Genomic DNA, 22,415 nt, shown 5'->3' with positions numbered 1-22,415 from the left:
AGTGTTTTTTCTGTGCCCCACCAGTGGGGGGCAAAAAAGTGGCGTAATGATAGCACAGCGGACGCGCAATCCCAGCGCCCGCGATGGCCGTTATTCTTGCACGTATTCGGTCACTTCCAGTCCGAAGCCGGACAGGGCGTGGTAACGCTTGGGCCCGGACAGCAGACGCATGCGGGTCACACCGAGATCCGCCAGGATCTGGGAGCCGACGCCGACGGTGCGGGACGCGCCCGCGGCCTTACGGGGAACCCGCTGGCCCTGCTGCTCCTGGGACAGGATTTGCAGCTGCGCTTCGAGGGTTTCGGCGCCCTGTTCGCGTCCCAGAATCACCAGCACACCGCCTTCCTCAGCGATGCGGGACATGGCGGTATCCAGCGGCCAGGCGCTGTCGCCGAGGCTGCCCAACAGGTCTTTCATCGGGTCATGCAGATGCACACGCACCAGGGTGTTGTCGCCGATCGGGCCTTTGCACAGCGCCACATGGAACTGACCATCGATGGTGTCGCGGTAGCCCACCAGCTCAAACTCGCCATGGCGGGTCGGCAGGGTGCAGCTCACTTCACGGGTGATGGTGGTTTCGTTGTGGTTGCGGTACTCGATCAGGTCGGCAATGGTGCCGATCTTGATGCCGTGCTCGGCCGCAAACACTTCCAGCTCAGGACGACGGGCCATGGTGCCGTCTTCGTTGAGGATCTCAACGATAACCGCCGCGGATTCGAAACCGGCCAGACGGGCCAGATCGACGGACGCTTCGGTGTGGCCGGCACGGTTCAGCACGCCGCCATCTTTGGCACGCAGCGGGAAGATGTGGCCCGGCTGCACCAGGTCGCTGGGCTTGGCGTCCTTGGCGACGGCCGCCTGAATGGTGCGGGCGCGGTCTGCCGCGGAGATGCCGGTGGTCACCCCTTCGGCCGCTTCGATGGAAACGGTAAAGGCGGTGCCGTACTGCTCGGTGTTGTTGGATACCATCTGGTACAGGCCCAGACGGTCACAGCGTTCAGCACTCATCGGCATGCAGATCAATCCACGGCCAAAGCGGGCCATGAAGTTGATGGCGTCGGGCGTTACCGCCTCAGCGGCCATGATCAGGTCGCCTTCGTTCTCCCGATCCTCATCGTCCATCAGGATCACCATCTTGCCCTGACGGATGTCCTCGATAAGTTCGTTGATCGTATTCAGTGCCATGACTGTGGTCTTCCTCAATTACTTCATAAACCCGGCTCGGGCCAGCATCTCCAAGGTTAACCCGGAGTCGGTCTGAGTTGGGGCCGGTTGCATCAGACGTTCCAGGTAGCGGGCCAGCAGGTCCACTTCCAGGTTAACGCGATCTCCCACCTGCAGATCCAGCAAGGTGGTTTCCTGGGCGGTGTGCGGCACGATGGTCAATCGGAACCGTGCACCGTCCACTTCGTTCAAAGTCAGGCTGACACCATCAATGGTGACAGAGCCTTTATGGGGCAGGTAGCGAGCCAGCTCGGCCGGCGCCTGCAGCCAGAATTCAATGGCGCGGGCGCGGTTCTCCCGGGCCACCACTTCGGCACTGCCGTCAACGTGACCGCTGACCAGATGACCGCCGAGGCGGGTGGAGGGGGTGACGGCCCGCTCCAGGTTCACCTTATGCCCCACCGCATAGTGGGGGAAGTTGGTCAGGGCCAGGGTCTCAGCACTGACGTCGGCGACGTAGTGCTCGGCGCCCTTCTCCACCACGGTCAGACAGACGCCGTTGGTGGCAATACTGTCACCCAGCTGGACATCCTCCATCGGCAACTTGCCGGTGGCCACGGTCAGGCGCAGGTCGCCGCCGCGAGGCTCCAGTTTGCGCAGGGTTCCTACCGCTTCGATGATGCCGGTAAACATTTATGGCTTCTCCTGGCGGGTCAGAATCAGGCGCAGATCCGCGCCCACCCGCCGTACATCCTGAATTGTCAGCGAGGGCACTTCGGCCATCGTATCGACACCCGGCAGAGCCAACAGGCCCCGGGCCTCGCTGCCCATCAACTTCGGGGCCTGGTAGAGCCAGAGCTCGTCCCACAGCCCGGCACTGATAAAGGCGCCCGCAAGCGCGGAACCGGCCTCCACCAACACCTCGTTAATCTGCTGTCGGCCCAGCTCGTCGAGCAGCGCCGTCAGGGCGACTTTGCCCTCACCATTATCCGCTGCCGGCCAGACACTGACCGACGCAGGCCAGTGGCAATCATAACCGCGCAGGCTGGCCAGCATCAGCGGCCCGTCGCTGTCGAGCAGCTTCAACGGCGGCGCCAGTCGCGCCTTGCCATCGACCACCACCCGCAGCGGCTGCTGCAGATCGGCCTCACTGATGCGGCTTTGCCAGTGGCCGAGTTCCGCGTGGCGCACGTTCATGCTGGGGTTGTCCGCCAGCACGGAGTCGGCCCCGGTGATCACCGCATCACTGATGGCGCGCAGGCGCTGCACATCAGCGCGGGCCTCGGGCCCGGTGATCCACTTGGATTGGCCATTGGCCAGCGCGGTACGACCATCCAGACTGGCCGCCAGCTTAACCCGCACAAAGGGCCGTCCGGTGCGCATCCGCTTCATAAAGCCGGGGTTCACCGCTTCAGCCTCATTCGCCATCAGGCCATGCTGGGTTTCGATCCCGGCCGCTTCCAGCATCGCCAGGCCCCGACCTGCCACCTGCGGATTGGGATCCACCATGGCCGCCACCACGCGGGCAACGCCTGCGTCGATCAGGGCTTGGGAACAGGGGGGAGTTCGGCCGTAATGGCTGCAGGGTTCAAGGGTGACGTAGGCCGTAGCACCGCGGGCCTTATCCCCCGCTGCACGCAGGGCATGCACTTCGGCATGGGGACCGCCAGCACGGATATGGAAGCCTTCACCCACCACCTCTCCGTCGCGCACCAGCACGCAGCCGACGCGAGGATTGGGACGGGTGGTGAGCTGGCCGCGACGGGCCAGCTCCAGCGCCCGCGCCATATGGCGGGCGTCATCGGTTGAGAACATCAACGTTTTTCCAAACTGGCAATGGCTTCGCCAAACTGCGCCAGATCGTCAAAGGCCCGGTAAACGGAGGCAAACCGAATGTAGGCCACCTTGTCGAGTGTCGACAACTGCTCCATCACCAGGTTGCCCACCAGCTCTGAGCCCACTTCACGCTCACCGGTGGCACGCAGGGAGGATTTGATCTTGGTGATCGCCTGCTCAACCTGCTCGGCCCCAACCGGACGCTTCTCCAGCGCTCGCTGGATGCCGCGCCGCAACTTCTCTTCATCAAAGGGCTGGCGGGTGCCATCGGATTTAATGATTCGCGGCATCACCAGCTCGGCGGTTTCGAACGTGGTGTAACGCTCGTGGCAGGTCAGGCACTCGCGACGACGGCGGACCTGATGGCCATCCGCCACCAGCCGGGAGTCGATCACCTTGGTGTCAGTGGCGGCACAGAAGGGACAGTGCATTGCTCCTCCAACGATTGGGGAATGGGATTACCGCGGATTTAACTGTCGGCAAAGCATATCGAAAATTCCGCTTGGGGTTAACACGCGGCTACGTAAAAGCCCGCCAAAATGGCGGGCTTGGTCACGCTCTGGAAACGGAATCCTTACGCGTACACGGGATGACGCTGGCACAGCTCCAGTACTTGCTGCTTAACGCGCTCTACCACGGCCTCGTCACCGAACTGGTCGAGGATGTCGCAGATCCAACCGGTCAGCTCGCGGGATTCACCCTCAGTGATGCCTCGACGGGTCAGTGCCGGGGTACCGATACGCAGGCCGGAGGTCACGAAGGGGCTGCGCGGGTCGTTCGGCACGGAGTTCTTGTTCACGGTGATGTTGGCGCGGCCCAGGGCGGCGTCAGCGTCTTTACCGGTGATGTCCTTGTCGATCAGGTCGAGCAGGAACAGGTGGTTGTGAGTACCACCGGAAACCACCTTGTAACCGCGGCTGATGAAGGTTTCCGCCATCGCCTGGGCGTTCTTCACCACCTGCTGCTGGTAGGCTTTGAACTCCGGCTGCAGCGCTTCTTTAAAGGCAACGGCCTTGGCGGCGATCACGTGACACAGCGGGCCACCCTGACCACCGGGGAACACCGCGGAGTTCAGTTTTTTGTACACCGCTTCATCACCGATAGCCGACAGGATCAGACCGCCACGGGGGCCGGCCAGGGTCTTGTGGGTGGTGGTGGTCACCACGTGGGCGTGGGGCAGCGGGTTGGGGTAAACGTCAGCGGCAATCAGACCGGCCACGTGGGCCATGTCGACAAACAGGTAAGCCCCCACTTCGTCAGCGATCTCGCGGAACTTGGCCCAATCGATCACACCGGAGTAGGCGGAGAAACCAGCGATGATCATCTTCGGCTTGTGCTCCAGTGCCAGGGCACGCACTTCGGCGTAGTCGATCTCACCGGTTTCCGGGGTGATGCCATACTGCACGGCGTTGTAGATCTTGCCGGAGAAGGAGACGTGGGCACCGTGGGTCAGGTGACCACCGTGGGCCAGGCTCATGCCCAGTACGGTGTCGCCGGGCTCAAGCAGGGCCATAAATACAGCGGCGTTGGCCTGGGAGCCGGAGTGCGGCTGAACGTTGGCGTAATCGGCACCGAACAGTTGCTTGGCGCGCTCAATGGCCAGCTCCTCTGCCACATCAACGTGCTCGCAACCGCCATAGTAACGCTTGTGCGGGTAGCCTTCAGCGTACTTGTTGGTCAGCTGGGAACCCTGAGCTTCCAGCACACGGGGGCTGGTGTAGTTCTCAGAGGCAATAAGCTCGATGTGCTCTTCCTGGCGCACCTTTTCAGCTTCCATCGCGGCAAACAGTTCCGGGTCAAAGTCGGCGATGTTCATCTTTCTATCCAGCATCCGTCTCTCCTGGGCGGTGTCATCTGTGTAGGGGGTTTGGTTGGCGCCACAGTGTACTCCCATGCCGACGCCAACCCAAGCTTTTGAGACCCCGGTCACACTGATAAGACCATAACGAGTGAATGAAATCCCTTTTCTTAAAGGCACAAAAAAACCGGGCCTGGGCCCGGTTTCTTCTTAACCACTCGCTCAGAAGCGGTAGTTCACATTGAGGTTCACGTAGCGACCCGGCTGGGTAAAGTTACTTTCCGGCGCGCCCATGTTGTCCATCAGGTACTTGGATTGACCCGCCACATCAGCGTATTCCACGTACTCTTTGTCGAACAGGTTGAACACACCAGCGCGCAGTTTCCAGTTGCTGGTCAGCTCCATCGCCATGGTCAGGTCCACAACCGCATAGCCAGCGGTGGTGTAAGCCTCGTTGTACTCCGGCTTATAGATGATGGAGTCGTCCGGGATGATCACCATATCGGTCACGCGGTCCATGGCACCGGCCATGCGAACCACACCACCAAACTGGGTCGGGATGCCGGCCAGGTTGGTGTAGGCGTTGGCCCCCACGGTCACCTTCAGCGGGCTGATGGTGTTGAGGTAGTTGCCCTGATCGTCCTTACCGTAGGTGTACGCGAAGTTACCCCACAGCTCGAAGTCGTCAGTCAGCCAGTGGTTAACCTGACCTTCAATGCCGTAGATCTCGACACGGTCTCGGTTCATATAGTCGTACTGCAGCGCCAGCACCGGATCGTTCTTGTTCGGGTCCTCACACCAGGGGCCGAAGATCGGGAACGGCATGCCCCAGCTGGTCGGGGTACACATCGGGGCGTCGTGGAACTCCCAGTCGATGTAGTCCTTGGCCTGGGTGTAGAAACCGGTCAGCTCGTAAGAGGTGCTGTGGTGGTTACCGCGAACGCCCAGCTCGATGGTGTGGGATTTCTCCGACTCCAGCTCGTAGTTCGGCATGATCTCCACAGGGAACGGCATACGACCGTCCTGGATCTCCAGCTCACCCCACTTTTGGTCCGGGGTCGGCATCTTGTAGCCGTAGGCGTACTGGGTGTACACGCTGACCGCGTCAGTCAGGTGATACACCAGGCCCAGCTTGGGTGACCAGAAGCTTTCGCTCATCTGTTGGAAGTCCGCCGGATCACGGCCGGCCTCTTCCGCCATCTGGGCGTCCGGGGTGTTTCGGTAGTAGTCGTAACGCAGACCCGCCACCACGTTCAGCTTGCCGTCCAGCAGGCTGATGTCGTCCTGGAAGAACGCGCCCACCCGCAGGCTGTCGGTGTCGGCGAAGGCGAACTGGTCTTCACCCACCCAGGCACCGTTTTTGCCGGGGGTGTAGTAGGTACGGTGGCGCTGCATGGTGGAGGACTCAACGTCCAGACCGAAGGTCAGCTGGTGGCCGTAGCTGTCGCTGCCGATGTACTTACCAAAGGTGCTGGCCAGACCGATCCGGGACTCCTCAAAGTTGTAGTCACGGTACTGGGTCATGTCACCGCGCTGATCGTCGGTCACGCTGAAGTAGTCGCGCTGTTCCTGCTGGTCGGTAAAGCCGTAATACATCACGATATCGAGGTTATCGTGCAGGATGGTGGCCTTATCGGAGCGCAGGCGCAGGGAGCTGTTAAACGCCTGGGTGCGACGGTCGATATCGCGGTCTTCGTTGCGCACGCCGTTGTAATCACGCTGCTCCCAACGGTCGAGCTGCTGGTCCAGATAATCCAGAGTCAGCTGGATATTGGTGTAATCGTTAACCAGGTATTTGCTCTTAAACAGCACGCTGTTGTTGATCAGGTCGCTGTCCGGCAGGGTTTCATCGTAGTTCTGCTGCTCTTCGCCGTTACGGTGCTGCACGGTCAGCAGATTTTCGAAGTCGCCGTAAGCGGCCGCACCGGTAAAGCCGGTAGACCACTCATTGTTCATGCCGGTGTAGCCGGCATTGGCGGAAAAGTATTTGTCGTCACCGAGCAGGTAGTCGGAGGCGTCTTTGGTGGTCATCACCACCACGCCACCCAGCGCATCGGAGCCGTACATGGTGGACGCTGCGGCTTTCACCACCTCCACCTGCTTGAGGGTTTCCACTTCCGTCAGGCCACGACCTGTCCCTTCCGCGCCCGGACCCAGCGGTGACGCGTACTGGTTGTTCACCCGCACACCGTCTTTCACCATCATCACCCGGTTGCCACCGATACCACGGATGGTCACGGAGGTCGGTTTGCCGGCGCCGCCTTTCACATCCACGGCGGCCTCATTGCGGAACAGTGAGGAGAAATCGGTACTCATATTGCGCGCGATCGCTTCTTCGTCGATCACCACAACGGAACCGGCAACCTGGTCCAGACTCTGCTCCAGACGGGAGCCCGAGACCACCATAACCTCCTGGGCCTGGCGATGGGCCGGCACCTCGGTTTGGGACTCTTCTGCCGCGACCGGCGCTGCCATTGCAGACACCACGGCCAGGCTGACCAGATTAAAAGGAAGGGACTTCATCGTGTAAACCACCCTGTCGTCATCAAGAATTAAATGATAATGATTCTTATTTTTTGAATTTTAAGCGGGAGGGAGTGTATCAACGGGCAACAGGGAAAAAGGTGCGGAGGGTCTCGTTTTAATAAGGTTTCAACGCATTTGTTGTGCATTTTTCATCCACTTAACTCCTATAACATGCACTTTCACCGGGGTTCGGCGACTTAGCCTCACAAAACCGCTGAAAATCCTACTGTGGTCTCAGCCAGGGCGGGGCCCAAAAATCCTCGGTATCACGCCAGCACACACCAAGGCCGGATTTGAGGTACAATCAGCTTCCTGTTTTTCACACAAGCTAATCCCGGAAATGGCTCAGTTTATCTACTCCATGCTGCGCGTGGGCAAGGTGGTACCGCCCAAGCGCCATATCCTTAAAGACATCTCTCTCTCCTTCTTCCCTGGCGCCAAGATCGGTGTTTTGGGTCTGAACGGTGCCGGTAAATCCACGCTGCTGCGGATCATGGCTGGCGTTGACACCGAATTTGAAGGTGAAGCCCGTCCTCAGCCCGGCATCAAGGTGGGTTACCTGCCGCAGGAGCCGCAGCTGGACCTGTCCAAGACCGTCCGTGAGGTGGTTGAGGAAGCGGTTTCCGACGTGAAAGGTGCACTGACTCGCCTGGACGAGGTCTACGCGGCCTACGCCGACGAGAACGCCGACTTCGACGCCCTGGCCAAAGAGCAGGGTGAGCTGGAAAACATCATTGCTGCCAAAGATGGCCACAACCTGGAAAACGCCCTGGAGCGCGCTGCCGACGCCATGCGTCTGCCGGCCTGGGACGCCAAGGTTGAGCACCTCTCTGGTGGTGAGCGCCGCCGTGTTGCCCTGTGCCGTCTGCTGCTGGAAAAGCCGGACATGCTGCTGCTGGACGAACCGACCAACCACCTGGACGCCGAGTCCGTGGCCTGGCTGGAACGCTTCCTGGTGGAATACCCGGGCACCGTAGTGGCCATTACCCACGACCGTTACTTCCTCGACAACGCCGCTGGCTGGATCCTGGAACTGGACCGTGGTGAAGGCATTCCGTGGGAAGGCAACTACTCCTCCTGGCTTGAGCAGAAAGAGGCCCGTCTGGAGCAGGAAGCCGCTCAGGAGAAGGCCCGCATGAAGTCCATCCAGAAAGAGCTGGAATGGGTTCGTCAGAATCCGAAAGGACGTCAGGCCAAGTCCAAGGCCCGTATGGCCCGCTTCGAAGAGCTCAACAGCTCCGATTACCAGAAGCGTAACGAGACCAACGAGCTGTTTATCCCGCCGGGCCCGCGCCTGGGTGACAAGGTGCTGGAGATCAACCACCTGACCAAATCCTACAACGGTCGCGTGCTGATTGATGACCTCTCCTTCACCCTGCCCAAGGGCGCCATCGTCGGCATCATCGGCCCGAACGGCGCCGGTAAGTCCACCCTGTTCCGCATGCTGAGCGGTCAGGAGACGCCGGATTCCGGTGAGATCGTGCTGGGTGATACCGTTCAGCTGGCGTCCGTGGACCAGTTCCGCGACAGCATGGACGACAGCAAGACCGTGTTCCAGGAAGTGTCCAACGGTCAGGACATCCTCAAGATCGGCAGCTTCGAAATCCCGGCCCGTGCTTACGTCAGCCGCTTCAACTTCAAGGGCACCGACCAGCAGAAGCGCGTCGGCGAACTGTCCGGTGGTGAGCGTGGTCGTCTGCACCTGGCCAAGCTGCTGCAGGCCGGCGGCAACCTCTTGCTGCTCGACGAACCGACCAACGACCTGGACGTGGAAACCCTGCGTGCACTGGAGAACGCCCTGCTGGAGTTCCCGGGCTGCGCCATGGTGATCTCGCACGACCGTTGGTTCCTTGACCGTGTGGCCACCCACATCCTCGACTACCGTGACGAGGGCAAGGTCAACTTCTTCGAAGGTAACTTTAACGAGTACGCCGACTGGATGAAGAAGGAACAGGGCATCGACATCAGCGAACCGCACCGTCTCAAGTACAAGCGCATCGACTGATAGCGACACCGATAAAAAAAGCCGGGCTAAGCCCGGCTTTTTTTATCCAGTTGGCCATGCCGACTCAGGGTTCCAGTGGCCGCCGGGAGAACAGTTCGCCATCGCACTTGGGACAACGCGGCAGGGTGTCCGGGTGGAAGAAGGACATGCTGTGGCCGCACTGGTCGCACACCAGCTCACCTAACCCAACCACTTCTCCGGCCTGGAAGGTGCCGTGGTGGCGTAACTCCTCATTCAGCTCGTGCCACTCCATCTGGCTGCGATCGGTGATCTCCACCAACCAACTCCAGATGCTGTTCTCCAGGCCGAGGGTAAAGACGCTGTCGGTTTCCGGCTCGTCACCGCTCTCCAGCTGACGCGCGTATTCCGCCAAATCCCGTCGCAAAAACTGCTCCACCAGGTCCATCTGTTGGTCGCTCAGGGTCGACTCCATGGCCAGGTAGGTGCGGCTCTGTTTCAATACCGCGTCCAGCTGTCCCAGGGTCAGGTCCGGGTCATCCCGGTAGCGGCGTTCGATCTCGCTGAGCAGTTGTTCGTATTGTCGGATCATCGGGCTAGATTCCATCCCCATAATGTCCTCCTCAGGCTGATGAGGGATAAGCGATTCTGTTGAGCTTAAACCAGTTATCGCATAAGGCGACGTTAACCGCACCCACCCCGGCGCGGAAACCGGGCCGTAAAGACCACCTTCAAACCAAAGCCTGATCCCAGATCAAGTAAATGGCAAACAGGGTCGGCGAAGGGATTGCCGGGGCGTTGACGACGCGCCCCGGGGCTGGTCATTATTGTGCGGATCGGGCCCTCCCCGAGGGGCCGCACTGATGGCCTTTCTGCCCGCACTGGCGCCCGCCGCTGGGCACGGTTCCCCCACCGCCATGGAACCGCACCGTTCGGGCCTTGTTGCCATTGAAGCTCCTGCGTTATTCTATGGAGATCGCCATTGGGCCAATTCAGGCCCAAACCTCAAATTTCAATCTTGGATTCCCGACGTGCCGATGCAAGAGCAATACAATCCCGCCCAGATCGAATCCCAGGTGCAGAAGCACTGGGACGACAACCAGACCTTTGTTGCCAAGGAAGACCCGAGCAAGGAGAAGTTCTACTGCCTCTCCATGTTCCCCTACCCCAGCGGTCGACTGCACATGGGCCACGTTCGCAACTACACCATTGGTGACGTGATCAGCCGCTTCCAGCGTCTGCAGGGTAAAAACGTATTGCAGCCCATCGGCTGGGACGCCTTCGGTCTGCCGGCCGAAAACGCCGCGATCAAAAACAAGAGCGCGCCGGGTCCGTGGACTTACGAAAACATCGAATACATGAAAGGCCAGCTGAAGATGCTGGGCTTTGGCTACGACTGGAGCCGTGAACTGGCCACCTGTAAGCCGGACTACTACCGCTGGGAACAGTGGTTCTTCACCGAGCTGTACAACAAGGGCCTGATCTACAAGAAGACCAGCGCCGTGAACTGGTGTGAAAACGACCAGACCGTACTGGCCAACGAGCAGGTGGTCGACGGTTGCTGCTGGCGCTGTGACACCCCGGTGGTGCAGAAGGAGATCCCGCAGTGGTTCATCAAGATCACCGACTACGCTGACCAACTGCTGTCCGACATGGACCAGCTGGAAGGCTGGCCGGAGATGGTGAAAACCATGCAGCGCAACTGGATCGGCCGCTCCGAAGGGATCGAAATGACCTTCGATGTGGACGGCATGGACGAATCCTTTGCTATCTACACCACCCGTCCGGACACCGTGATGGGCGTGACCTACGTGGGCATCGCCGCCGGTCACCCGCTGGCCGAAAAAGCCGCCGAGTCCAACCCGGAGCTGGCCGCTTTCATCAACGAGTGCAAAAACACCAAGGTGGCGGAAGCTGAGCTGGCCACCATGGAGAAGAAAGGCGTGGCCACCGGCCTGTACGCCGTGCACCCGCTGTCCGGCCGCAAAGTGCCGATCTGGGTCGCCAACTTTGTGCTGATGAACTACGGCACCGGCGCCGTTATGGCGGTACCGGCACACGACCAGCGTGACTACGAATTTGCCACCAAGTACGGCCTCGACATCGAAGGCGTGATCAAGCCGCAGGACGGCGAGCTGGACATCTCCGAGCAGGCCTACACCGACAAGGGCATCCTGTTTAACTCCGGCGAGTTTGACGGCCTCGACTTCGACGGTGCCCTGAACGCCATCGCCGAGAAGCTGGGTGAGCTGGGCAAAGGCCACAAGACCACCAACTTCCGTCTGCGCGACTGGGGTGTGTCCCGTCAGCGTTACTGGGGCGCGCCGATCCCGATGGCCACCCTGGAGAACGGCGAAACCGTCACCATCCCCGCCGAAGACCTGCCGGTTGTTCTGCCGGAAGATGTGGTGATGGACGGCGTGACCAGCCCGATCAAAGCGGACAAGTCCTGGGCCCAGACCACCGTCAACGGCCAACCGGCGACCCGTGAGACCGACACCTTCGACACCTTTATGGAGTCCTCCTGGTACTACGCCCGCTACACCAGCGTTGGCACTGATGACCAGATGCTGGACCCGGCAAAAGCCAACTACTGGCTGCCGGTAGACCAGTACATCGGTGGTATCGAGCACGCCAACATGCACCTGCTCTACTTCCGCTTCTTCCACAAGCTGCTGCGCGACGCGGGCCTGGTTAACTCCGACGAGCCGGCCAAGCGCCTGCTGTGTCAGGGCATGGTGCTGTGTGATGCCTTCTACTACACCGGCGAAAACGGCCAGCGTGTCTGGGTTGCCCCTACCGACGTGACTCTGGAGCGCGACGGCAAAGGCAACATCATCAAGGCCACCGACGCCGACGGTCGTGAACTGGTGCACGCCGGCATGACCAAGATGTCCAAGTCCAAGAACAACGGCATCGACCCGCAAGAGATGGTGGAGAAGTACGGTGCGGACACCGTGCGTCTGTTTATGATGTTCGCGGCACCGCCGGAACTGACCCTGGAGTGGCAGGAGTCTGGTGTGGAAGGCGCCCTGCGCTTTCTCAAGCGTCTGTGGAAGCTGTCCCACGAGCACGTGGCCAAAGGCCCGGCGCCGAAACTGGACATCGCCAGCCTCAACAACGATCAGAAAGCGCTGCGTCGTGCCCTGCACCAGACCATCGCCAAGATCACCGACGACTACGGCCGCCGTCAGACCTTCAACACCGCCATCGCTGCCGTGATGGAGCTGATGAACAAGCTGACCAAAGCGCCGCAGGAGAGCGACAACGATCGCGCCCTGATGCAGGAAGCGCTGGATGCCGTGGTACTGCTGCTGTACCCGATCACCCCGCACACCAGCCACGCGCTGTACCTGGCCCTGGGCCACAGCGGCAACGTCGACGAAGCCCAATGGCCGGTTGCCGACCAGGACGCCATGGTAGAAGATGAGAAGCTGGTGGTGGTACAGGTGAACGGTAAAGTGCGTGCCCGCATTACCGTGGCCGCCGACGCCACCCAGGAGCAGGTTCAGGCCATCGGCCTGGCCGAGCAGAACGTGGCCAACTTCACCGACGGCAAGACCATCCGCAAGGTGATCTACGTGCCCGGCAAGCTGCTCAACATCGTCGCCAACTAAGCGCAATTCAGGCACCCTACGGGGTGCCTTTTACCATAAGGAGATGAAGGTGATCCGACGCCTTCTTACCGTATTTACCCTGTTCGCTCTGCTCGCCACCAGCGGTTGTGGTTTCCGCCTGCAGAGCAACTACCAGTTCCCGGAAGAGCTGGCCCAGATCCAACTCAACAGCGCCGACGACCAGGGCGAACTGCACCGCCTGGTGAAAGAGCGCCTGCGCCTCGCCAACATTGAGGTGGTCGAGGACGACACCGCCCCGCGCCTGTGGCTGGGTCAGGATCATCTGGAGCGCTCCACCCTGTCGCTGTTCCCCTCCGGCCAGGTTGCCGAGTACGAGCTGATCTACTCCGTCACCAGCTCCATCACCGTCGGTGAGCAGGCGCCCCAGAGTTTCAATATCGAGATCCGTCGTGACTATCTCGATGACCCCCGTACCGCACTGGCCAAAAACCGCGAACTCGAGCTGCTGCTCGGCGAGATGCGGGCCCAGGCGGCGGACCGCATTATGCGTGCCCTCTCCTCCACCCGCATCGACAGCGAGACCGCCCACTGATGCGGATCTTTCCCAGTCAGTTGGGGCAGCACCTGAACAAGCTGCCCCCCATTCTGATGGTGTTTGGCGATGATGTGCTGATCCGCGAAGAGTGTCGTGATGCCCTGCGCCAGGCCTGCTACCGGCTGGGCGCACAGGAGCGCCTTTCGCTGGTTCAGGAATCCCCGTTCAACTGGGATGAACTGCGCCAGGAGTGTCAGTCATTGTCGCTGTTTGCCAGCTCCCGGGTGATCGAGCTGGAACTGCCCAGCCTCAAACCCGGCACCGATGGCGCCGCAGTCTTGGCAGAACTGGCCGAAGAGCTGTCCCACCAGCAGGATCTGTGGCTGTTGCTGCATGGCCCCAAGGCGGGCCGCGACCAGACCAACACCAAGTGGTTCAAGGCTCTGGATAAGCACGGCCTCTATGTTCAGGCCCTGACCCCGGAAGGCCCCCACTACCAGCGTTGGATTGCCGAGCGGGCCCGACGCCACCAGCTGCAGCTGGATCGCGACGGCCAGAACTACCTGGCCAGCCTGTTTGAAGGCAACCTGCTGGCCGCCGATCAGGCGATGGCTCAGTTGGCCCTGATCGCCCCGGGCCAACGCCTGAATCAGGAAGCGCTGGCAGAACACCTGCAGGACCAGTCCCGCTACAGCGTGTTCGAGCTGGCCGACGCCCTGTTGGCCGGCAACATCGATGGCGCCCTCAAGATCCTGTCGCAACTGCGTCAGGAGGGCACCGCGGCCACGCTGGTCAGCTGGGCTGTCAATCGCGAGTGGGCCCTGCTGCTGGGGTTCTGTGCCGGACAGGCCAATGGCCAGTCGATGGCGGAATTGATGAAAGCCGCACGGGTGTGGGAGAAGCGCCAGCGCCTCTACCAGAACTGCCTGAACCGGTTAGGGCCGGAGCGCATCAGCGCCGCCATGGCCGCCGCCGGCGCCCTGGAAGCGATGCTCAAAGGTGAGCATCAGGACGACGCCGCACAGTGGCTGGCACTGGCCGACCTGTGCGCCCGCTTTGACCCGCAATACCAGCCGATGGTGGCCTTATGAACCCGGCACTGGGCTTTTTTGGCGGCACCTTCGACCCCATCCACAACGGCCACCTGCGCAGCGCCTATGAGGTGCACCAGCGCCTGGGCCTGGCCCAGACTTTCCTGCTGCCCAATGCCATCCCGCCGCACAAAACCGGCCCGGATGTCAGCCCGGAGCAGCGCCTGGCGATGGTGGAACTGGCCGCCGCTGACCATGTCGAACTGCGGGTGGATGCGCGGGAGCTGCAGCGGGATGCGCCCTCCTACACCGTAGACACCCTGACCGAACTTCGCGCCGAGCATCCGGACACGCCGCTGTGCTTTATCATCGGCATGGATTCCCTGCTCAGCCTGCCCCGCTGGCACCAGCCGGAGCGCATTCTGGAACTGGCCCACCTGGTGGTGTGCCACCGGCCGGGATACCAGCTGGCCAGCGACGCTCCGGTGCAGTCCTGGCTCGCCCGCTACGGCTGCAACGACCCGGCGCAACTGCATTCACAGCCGGCGGGACTTATCCATTGCCTGGCCGTCACCCAGCTGGAGATCGCCTCCAGTACCCTCCGCCAGCAGATGGCCGAGGGCTACGCTCCGCACTTCCTGCTGCCGGATCCGGTGGTCAGGTATATTGAGCAACACGGCCTGTATGGCATCAATCTTGGTGGCAAAGGCCCGAAATCGGTATAATGCGCCGCTTTGCCAACGTCCAGATGAGGAGTTCAGGGTGAAACCTGTTGAACTGAAAGATTTTGCTGTAGACAAGGTGGACGATCTGAAAGCCCGGGACATCGTAGTACTGGATGTCTCCGACCGCTCAGACGTTTGCGATTTTATGGTGGTGTGCACTGGCACCTCCAAAACCCACGTACGCTCCATCGCGGAGCACCTGGTGGTTGAGGCCAAAGATGCTGGCCAGCAGCCGCTGGGCGTGGAAGGTAAGGATACCGGCGAATGGGTACTGGTGGATCTCTCCTCTGTGATCGTGCATGTGATGCAGGAGCAGGTGCGGGATCTGTACCAGCTGGAAAAACTCTGGGCCGCGCACCCGGGGCAGTAAATGAAACTGAAGCTGATCGCTGTGGGCACCAAGATGCCCGACTGGGTAACCAAGGGGTTCACTGAGTATCAGCGCCGCTTCCCCCGGGATCTGCCACTGGAACTGGTGGAGATCCCGGCTGGGAAACGGGGCAAGAACGCCGACATCGACCGCATCCTCGACAAAGAGGGTGAAGCGATGCTGGCGGCGGCCAAAGGGTGTCACATCGTGACGCTGGATATCCCGGGCAAACCCTGGGATACCCCCACCCTGGCCAAACAACTGACCCGCTGGCAGCTGGATGGCCGCGATGTCGCCATCCTAATTGGCGGCCCGGAAGGGCTGGCCCCCTCCTGCAAGCAAGCGGCAGAACAGAGTTGGTCCCTGTCCAACCTCACCCTGCCCCATCCGTTGGTTCGCGTTGTGATGGCTGAAAGCCTCTACCGAGCCTGGAGCATCAACAACAATCACCCCTATCATCGCGAATGAGACGTTATCGGCAACGGGTTGCTTTTCGGGATCACGCCGCAGAGTCGGCACTTTTTACGCGACGGGCCATCGTCTGCTTTGGCTTCGTGGCGATCATGTTCGGCGTCCTGCTGAGCAACCTCTATCACGTTCAAATCGTCGATCACCAGGCCTACCAGACGCGTTCCAATGACAACCGTATCCGCCTGATCCCGGTTGCCCCCAACCGCGGCCTGATCTACGACCGCAACGGCATTCTGTTGGCGGACAACCAGCCGGTGTTTGCCCTTGAAGTGGTGCCCGAGCGGGTGGACGACATGGAAGCCAGCCTGGCCGGCCTGGCCGATGTGCTGCAGCTGAGCTCAGAACAGCTGGATACCTTCCGCGAACGCCTCAAAGGCCACCGCCGCTTTAAGCCGCTGGTGCTGGTGGACCAGCTCGATGAAGCCGAAGTGGCCGCATTCAGCGTCAACCAACACCGTTTCCCCGGCTTTACCGTGGAGGCGGGTCTGAAACGTCACTACCCCCATGGCGCCAGCCTGACGCACCTGCTCGGCTACGTGGCCCGCATCAACAGCCAGGACCAGCTCCGGCTGGAGGAAAACGACGAAGACGCGCGTTACGCCGCCACCCGCAGCATCGGCAAACAGGGCATTGAACGCTTCTATGAATCCCAGCTGCACGGCGAACCGGGCATGCTGGAGGTGGAGGTCAACAACCGTGGCCGCATCGTCCGTACCCTCAGCGCCCAGGCCAGCCAGGCCGGCACTGACCTGCACCTGACCCTGGACCTGCCACTGCAGAAGAAAGTGGAAGCCGTACTGGATGGCCGCCGTGGCGCTGTGGTGGCGATGGATCCCAAGACCGGCGGCATCCTCGCCATGGTCTCCAGCCCCAGCTACGACCCCAACGCGTTCGTTACCGGCATCTCCGGCAAACAGTACAGCGCCCTGCTGAACGACAAGAACCGCCCGCTGATCAACCGCGCCACCCAGGGCCAGTATGCCCCGGCTTCCACCGTCAAGCCGCACCTGGCTCTGCTGGGTCTTGAGACGGGCGTGGTCACCGAGGACACCAAAATCTGGGATCCGGGCTGGTGGCAGATCCCCGGCGTGGAGCGCCGCTACCGTGACTGGAAACGCTGGGGCCACGGCTGGGTTGACCTGAACAAGGCGATCGCCTCCTCCTGCGACACCTACTTCTATGATCTGGCTTACAAGACCGGCATCAACGACATCAGTAACTTTATGTTCCAGTTTGGCTTTGGTGAGCGCACCGGCGTCGACCTGATGGAGGAATCCGCCGGTAATATGCCGACCCGGGACTGGAAGCGCCTGCGTTACAAAGAACCCTGGTACATCGGTGACACCATCTCGGTGGGTATCGGTCAGGGCTACTGGACCGCAACGCCGCTGCAGCTGGCCCAATCCACCGTGATCCTGGCCAACTCCGGCGTCCGCCACGTGCCCCATTTCCTGGCGGCCACCGCCACCGATGGGGTGCGCACCGAGCAGCCGATCATCGACAAGCCGCCGATGGTGCTGGCCAAGCCCGAATCGTGGAAAGCGATTCAGCGCTCCATGTACCTGACCGCGCACAACCCGATGGGCAGTGGCTATCGCCAGTTTAACGACGCCAAATACACCTCGGCGGTGAAAACCGGTACCGGACAGGTCTTCGGCCTGGCTGAGGACGCGGAGTACGACGAAGACAACATCGCCGAGCACCTCCGCGATAACGCCCTGTTTGTGGGTTACGCGCCCTTTGAAGATCCGCAGATCGTCATCGCCATCGTGCTGGAAAACGCCGGCTGGGGTGGCGCCAACGCGGGCCCGGTGGCGCGTGCGCTGTTTGATTTCTACCTGGACCCGGAGAGCCGGGAACAGGACGCCGAGGAGGCTGAGTAATGGGTAATGCCCCGGGCAGTCGCCCCAACCTGTGGTTTCGCCTGCACCTCGACCTGCCCTTGCTGAGCGCCCTGCTGGTGCTGATGGGGTACGGCCTGCTGGTGCTCTACAGCGCCAGCGGCGAAAGCATGGCGATGCTGGACCGCCAGCTGTTCCGCATCGGCCTGAGCCTCGGGGTGATGTTTGTGCTGGCCCAGATCAATCCGGAGATCTTCCGGCGCTGGGCCCTGCCAATCTTCCTGGTTGGGGTCGCGCTGCTGGTGGCCGTGGACCTGTTCGGTGAGATCAACAAAGGCGCCCGGCGCTGGCTGAATCTCGGCTTTATGGAGTTTCAGCCGTCGGAGCTGATGAAACTGGCGTTCCCCATCACCATGGCGTGGTACATCAGCCAGTTCCCGCTGCCGCCGAAGAAACGCCACCTGCTGGGGGGCGCCGCACTGCTGCTGGTGCCCACCCTGCTTATCGCCGCCCAGCCTGACCTCGGCACCTCCATTCTGGTGGCCGCCTCCGGCGTCTTTGTGCTGTTTCTGTCCGGCATGAGTTGGGCCGTCGTAGGCGCCTGCGTTGCCGGGGTGCTGGCGTTTCTGCCCATCCTCTGGTTCTTCCTGATGAAGGACTATCAGCGCACCCGGGTACTGACCCTGCTCGACCCGGAGAAAGACCCGCTGGGCGCCGGATACCACATCATCCAATCCAAGATCGCCATCGGCAGTGGCGGCTTTGAGGGCAAAGGCTGGCTGCAGGGCACCCAGTCCCAGCTCGACTTCCTGCCGGAACGTCACACCGATTTTATCTTTGCCGTCCTCGGCGAAGAGTTTGGCTACATCGGTATCGCCGTACTGCTGGCGATCTACCTGTTCATCATTGGCCGCGGACTGGTGATCGCCAGCCGCGCGCAAACCGCTTTCGGTCGTCTGCTGGCCGGCTCCATCACGTTGACCTTCTTCGTCTACGTGTTTGTTAACATCGGTATGGTCTCCGGACTGCTGCCGGTGGTGGGGGTGCCCCTGCCACTGGTGTCTTACGGGGGGACCTCGATGCTGACATTGATGGCCGGTTTTGGCATTCTGATGGCCATTCATACCCACCGGCGCTTTATCGCCCAGTAAGTAAGTGGTAACCCCATGATTGGACGCTCCCTTCTTGCTGCCGCACTTTGGTGTGGCAGCGCCATGGCCCTGGCCAACCCGCAAGCCGACTTTGTTGCCGAGTGGCAACAACAGGGATTGTCCAAGGCTTACCTTGAGCAAGCCTTAGACCAGGCCGAACTGAGCCAGGACGTTCTGGACGCCATCCAGAAGCCCTGGGAAGCCAAACCCTGGTATCAGTATTACCCGCTGTTTCTGACCGAGGAGCGCCTGCAGGCGGGCCTGGCGTTCTGGAACGAGCACCAGGATACCCTCGCCCGGGCCGAACAGACCTTTGGCGTTGAGCCGGAGATCATCGTCGCCATCATCGGCGTGGAAACCTATTATGGCCGCCACCTCGGCCGCCATAAGGTGCTGGATGCCCTCTACACCCTGGGTTTCCACTACCCACCGCGACAGACCTTCTTCCGCAAGGAGTTCGGCCACTACCTCAAGCTGGCCCAGGAGCAGGACTGGGCACTGGATAGCATCAAAGGCTCCTACGCTGGCGCCATGGGCTACGGCCAGTTTATCCCCTCCTCCTATCTGGCTTATGCGGTGGATTTCGATAACGACGGCAAGCGCGACCTGATTGGCAACCCCGTCGATGCCATCGGCAGCGTGGCCAACTACTTCGCTGAACACCGCTGGCAGCATGGCCAGATCGCCATTGAGCCGGTCACCGTTGCCGCCGACGCCAACCTCGACGGGGTGATGTGGGACGGTAAGCGTCTGAGCCAGGATGCCGCCGCCCTCAAAGCCCGCGGCGTGGCCGTTCCGGACGGTGCCAAAGGACCGTTCAGCGTGGTGGAACTGGAAGTGGCTGAGAACCAGCATGACACCTTCCTGGCCCACCCCAACTTCTACAGCATCACCCGCTACAACCGCAGCCCGCTGTACGCGATGGCGGTGTGGCAGTTCAGCCAACAGCTGAAACAGGCCAAAGCGGATGATTAAACCGGGACGCCTGGCCAGCCTGGTGCTGGCCGTATGGTTGGCGGGCTGCAGCTCCAGCCCGGACGACCGTTACCAGATGGCTCAGGACAAAGCGCCGGACGGCGCGCCGGACCTGAACCAGCTGGAGCCGCCGGTGCCGCGCTACGAGCCGAAAAGCCGGGGCGGCAACCGCGACTACGAGGTGTGGGGCAAATCCTATCAGGTGCTGCCCAGCGCTGAGGGCTATGTCGAAGAGGGCAACGCCTCCTGGTATGGCGCCAAGTTCCACGGCCACCTGACCTCCAACGGCGAAACCTACGACATGTTCAGTTTCTCCGCCGCTCACCGCAGCCTGCCGTTACCCACTTACGCCAAGGTCACCAACCTGAGCAACGGCAAAAGTTTGGTGGTGCGCATCAATGATCGCGGCCCGTTCCACTCTGACCGCATCATCGATCTGTCCTACGCCGCGGCCTGGCACCTTGATATCCTCAAGTCCGGCACCGCTCCGGTGCGGGTGGAAGCGTACCACTTTGACGGCCCCAACAGCCCGCTGCCGCCGCTTGTGGGCCAGCCCCAGCTGTTTATCCAACTGGTGGCCAGTGGCGACCAGAGTGCCCTGAACCGACTGAAACCCGCGCTCGAAAAGCAGCTGGGCCAGCCGGTTCGAATCGAAACCAGTGGCCAGCTGCACAAGTTGCAACTGGGCCCGCTGACCGACGCTGCCACCGCGGAGCGATTACTCACTGAACTGCGAGCCGGGGAATATCCGCAAGCTTTTAAAGTGGTGGAACCCCAGGCCAACTGAAACTTTTGCGATAGCACGGTTGTCTGTTGATATACTGTGCCGCTATGGATGGCTAACCGTCTCAATCCAACGAATAATTTTCACAAAAGCGATCTCATCTGACATGAATCTGGTAAAACGCACTCTTGCTACCGCCGCCGCGGTGCTGATGTCCGCCTCCGTGACCGCAGCCCCTTCGGTGATCCCCAACGCCCCCACCGTTGCTGCGGGCTCCTACGTGCTGATGGACTTTAAGACCGGTCGTGTTCTGGCGGAAAACAACGCCTACGAACAGCGCGCTCCGGCCAGTCTGACCAAGATGATGACCTCCTACGTCCTTGGTCAGGAACTGAATCGCGGCAACGTTCGCGAAACCGACATGGTTAAGATCTCCAACAACGCCTGGGCCAAGAACTTCCCCGGCTCCTCCGTGATGTGGATCGAGGTGGGCAAAGAGGTCAACCTGATGGATCTGTACCGCGGTATGGTGGTGCAGTCCGGTAACGACGCCTGTGTGGCCATCGCCGAGCACGTGGCGGGCACCGAAAGCGCCTACACCGACCTGATGAACGCCTGGTCCGGTCAGCTGGGTATGGCCGATACCCACTTCGCCAACGCCCACGGCCTGGACGCCACCGATCAGGTGACCACCGCCTACGACATGGCCATCCTCGGCCGTGCCATCATCCGTGACATCCCCCAGTACTACCCGCTGTACTCCCTGAAAGAGTTCACCTTTAACGGCATCCGCCAGCACAACCGTAACGGCCTGCTGTGGGACCGCAGCCTGAACGTGGACGGCATGAAAACCGGCCACACCAACGGCGCCGGCTACAACCTGGTGAGCTCCGCCACCAAGGGCGACATGCGTCTGATCGCCGTGGTGATGGGCGCCAAGAGTCCGCAGTCCCGCGAAGCCGAAAGCAAGAAACTGCTCAACTACGGCTTCCGCTTCTTCGAGACCGTCACCCCGTACAAAGCCGGTGACGAGTTCACCAGCCAGAAAATCTGGTACGGTGACAAATCCGAAGTGCGCCTGGGCGTACTGGAAGACACTCCGGTCACCATCTACCGCGGTCAGTCTGACAACCTGAAAGCCAACTTCGAACTGAGTGAAGAGCTGAAAGCCCCGCTGAGCCGTGGTGACGTTGTTGGCACCGTGTACTTCCAGATGGACGGCGAAGACATCGCCAAGTTCCCGCTGGTGGTTCTGGATGACGTTAATGAAGGCAGCTGGTTCTCCAAGTTGATCGATTACTTCAAACTGCTGTTCCTGTCCTGGTTCTGACCGGGAATCCAGCAAAACGGGGTGGCCAGTGGCCACCCCGTTTTCGTTTGCGCCGCTTGATTTCTGATACAATCACCCCCATGTACAGCGGCTAGATAACCGCAGTTGGAGTTAACATGAATACCAAGTTTGACGAATACCTTGAATTTCCTTGCCAATTCCCGTTTAAGGTTCTTGGCCTGGCTGATGAAGCCCTGCCGGATCGCGTGATGGTGGTGCTGCAGCAGCACGCGCCGGGCGATTATGTGCCGAGCGTAAAACCGTCCAGCAAAGGCACCTACATCTCCGTGACTGTGACCACCACCGTCACCAGCAAAGAGCACATTGAACTGCTCTACACCGAGCTGGCGGCCATCGATGGGGTTCGCGGCGTTCTGTAAAGTGTGACCTATCTGGC

At 61.1% G+C, this 22,415-nt stretch carries 20 protein-coding genes; 13 read left to right on the top strand and 7 right to left on the bottom strand.

The features are described from left to right. Positions 1-90 precede the first annotated feature (90 nt). The 6 genes from ribBA to FBAL_RS04280 form a co-directional block, all read right to left on the bottom strand. Positions 91-1,185 (bottom strand): bifunctional 3,4-dihydroxy-2-butanone-4-phosphate synthase/GTP cyclohydrolase II, encoded by a 1,095-nt coding sequence (gene ribBA, locus FBAL_RS04305; protein WP_013344348.1) that lies wholly within the window; start codon positions 1,183-1,185, stop codon positions 91-93. A gap of 18 nt (positions 1,186-1,203) precedes the next feature. Further along, on the bottom strand, positions 1,204-1,857 hold the full coding sequence (locus FBAL_RS04300) for a riboflavin synthase (RefSeq protein WP_013344347.1): 654 nt from the start codon (positions 1,855-1,857) through the stop codon (positions 1,204-1,206). Then, a complete protein-coding gene (gene ribD / locus FBAL_RS04295; RefSeq protein ID WP_013344346.1) occupies positions 1,858-2,979 on the bottom strand; it encodes a bifunctional diaminohydroxyphosphoribosylaminopyrimidine deaminase/5-amino-6-(5-phosphoribosylamino)uracil reductase RibD in 1,122 nt (373 codons plus the stop codon). It abuts the gene before it with no gap. Continuing rightward, entirely contained in the window at positions 2,979-3,431 is a 453-nt protein-coding gene (gene nrdR, locus FBAL_RS04290; RefSeq protein ID WP_013344345.1) for a transcriptional regulator NrdR, read from the bottom strand. Before nrdR ends, ribD begins: the two co-directional genes overlap by 1 nt. A 143-nt stretch (positions 3,432-3,574) precedes the next feature. Next, positions 3,575-4,831, bottom strand: coding sequence for a serine hydroxymethyltransferase (gene glyA, locus FBAL_RS04285; protein ID WP_013344344.1), 1,257 nt, complete (start codon positions 4,829-4,831; stop codon positions 3,575-3,577). A gap of 189 nt (positions 4,832-5,020) precedes the next feature. Beyond that, the gene (locus tag FBAL_RS04280) at positions 5,021-7,321 is read right to left on the bottom strand and encodes a TonB-dependent hemoglobin/transferrin/lactoferrin family receptor (RefSeq protein WP_013344343.1); all 2,301 of its coding nucleotides are present in this window, start codon (positions 7,319-7,321) and stop codon (positions 5,021-5,023) included. Between the two features lie 343 nt (positions 7,322-7,664). Here FBAL_RS04280 and ettA point away from each other — a divergent pair, with 343 nt between their 5' ends. Further along, the gene (ettA, locus tag FBAL_RS04275) at positions 7,665-9,329 is read left to right on the top strand and encodes an energy-dependent translational throttle protein EttA (RefSeq protein ID WP_013344342.1); all 1,665 of its coding nucleotides are present in this window, start codon (positions 7,665-7,667) and stop codon (positions 9,327-9,329) included. A gap of 64 nt (positions 9,330-9,393) precedes the next feature. Here the strand turns inward: ettA and FBAL_RS04270 are convergent, their stop codons facing one another. Next, positions 9,394-9,900 carry a zinc ribbon-containing protein gene (locus FBAL_RS04270; protein WP_013344341.1) on the bottom strand — a complete coding sequence of 169 codons (507 nt, stop codon included), beginning with the start codon at positions 9,898-9,900 and terminating at the stop codon, positions 9,394-9,396. Between the two features lie 424 nt (positions 9,901-10,324). Here FBAL_RS04270 and leuS point away from each other — a divergent pair, with 424 nt between their 5' ends. The 12 genes from leuS (at position 10,325) to ybeD (ending at position 22,398) form a co-directional block, all read left to right on the top strand. Continuing rightward, the gene (gene leuS, locus FBAL_RS04265) at positions 10,325-12,904 is read left to right on the top strand and encodes a leucine--tRNA ligase (protein WP_013344340.1); all 2,580 of its coding nucleotides are present in this window, start codon (positions 10,325-10,327) and stop codon (positions 12,902-12,904) included. Between the two features lie 49 nt (positions 12,905-12,953). After that, positions 12,954-13,457, top strand: coding sequence for an LPS-assembly lipoprotein LptE (locus tag FBAL_RS04260; protein WP_013344339.1), 504 nt, complete (start codon positions 12,954-12,956; stop codon positions 13,455-13,457). Then, a complete protein-coding gene (gene holA, locus FBAL_RS04255; RefSeq protein ID WP_013344338.1) occupies positions 13,457-14,491 on the top strand; it encodes a DNA polymerase III subunit delta in 1,035 nt (344 codons plus the stop codon). Before FBAL_RS04260 ends, holA begins: the two co-directional genes overlap by 1 nt. Further along, positions 14,488-15,156, top strand: a complete 669-nt coding sequence (nadD, locus tag FBAL_RS04250) for a nicotinate-nucleotide adenylyltransferase (protein ID WP_013344337.1) — start codon at positions 14,488-14,490, stop codon at positions 15,154-15,156. Before holA ends, nadD begins: the two co-directional genes overlap by 4 nt. A 37-nt stretch (positions 15,157-15,193) precedes the next feature. Beyond that, positions 15,194-15,526, top strand: a complete 333-nt coding sequence (gene rsfS / locus FBAL_RS04245) for a ribosome silencing factor (protein WP_013344336.1) — start codon at positions 15,194-15,196, stop codon at positions 15,524-15,526. Then, on the top strand, positions 15,527-15,994 hold the full coding sequence (gene rlmH, locus FBAL_RS04240; protein ID WP_013344335.1) for a 23S rRNA (pseudouridine(1915)-N(3))-methyltransferase RlmH: 468 nt from the start codon (positions 15,527-15,529) through the stop codon (positions 15,992-15,994). After that, positions 15,991-17,880 carry a penicillin-binding protein 2 gene (mrdA, locus tag FBAL_RS04235; RefSeq protein ID WP_013344334.1) on the top strand — a complete coding sequence of 630 codons (1,890 nt, stop codon included), beginning with the start codon at positions 15,991-15,993 and terminating at the stop codon, positions 17,878-17,880. Before rlmH ends, mrdA begins: the two co-directional genes overlap by 4 nt. Continuing rightward, a complete protein-coding gene (gene rodA, locus FBAL_RS04230; RefSeq protein WP_013344333.1) occupies positions 17,880-18,989 on the top strand; it encodes a rod shape-determining protein RodA in 1,110 nt (369 codons plus the stop codon). Before mrdA ends, rodA begins: the two co-directional genes overlap by 1 nt. Positions 18,990-19,004: 15 nt before the next feature. Continuing rightward, positions 19,005-19,964 (top strand): lytic murein transglycosylase B, encoded by a 960-nt coding sequence (mltB, locus tag FBAL_RS04225; RefSeq protein WP_013344332.1) that lies wholly within the window; start codon positions 19,005-19,007, stop codon positions 19,962-19,964. After that, positions 19,957-20,751, top strand: coding sequence for a septal ring lytic transglycosylase RlpA family protein (locus tag FBAL_RS04220; protein WP_013344331.1), 795 nt, complete (start codon positions 19,957-19,959; stop codon positions 20,749-20,751). The genes mltB and FBAL_RS04220 overlap by 8 nt, the downstream gene beginning before the upstream one ends. 103 nt (positions 20,752-20,854) lie before the next feature. Next, complete coding sequence (locus FBAL_RS04215; RefSeq protein ID WP_013344330.1) at positions 20,855-22,018, top strand: serine hydrolase; 1,164 nt, start codon at positions 20,855-20,857, stop codon at positions 22,016-22,018. 116 nt (positions 22,019-22,134) lie between these two features. Beyond that, a complete protein-coding gene (gene ybeD / locus FBAL_RS04210; protein WP_013344329.1) occupies positions 22,135-22,398 on the top strand; it encodes a DUF493 family protein YbeD in 264 nt (87 codons plus the stop codon). The last annotated feature ends 17 nt before the right edge of the window (positions 22,399-22,415 follow it).

It is taken from the genome of Ferrimonas balearica DSM 9799 (assembly GCF_000148645.1).
GTDB classification, from domain to species: Bacteria; Pseudomonadota; Gammaproteobacteria; order Enterobacterales; family Shewanellaceae; genus Ferrimonas; species Ferrimonas balearica.
Note: the sequence above shows the minus strand (reverse complement) of the source record. Positions and strands in the feature narration are given on the sequence as shown.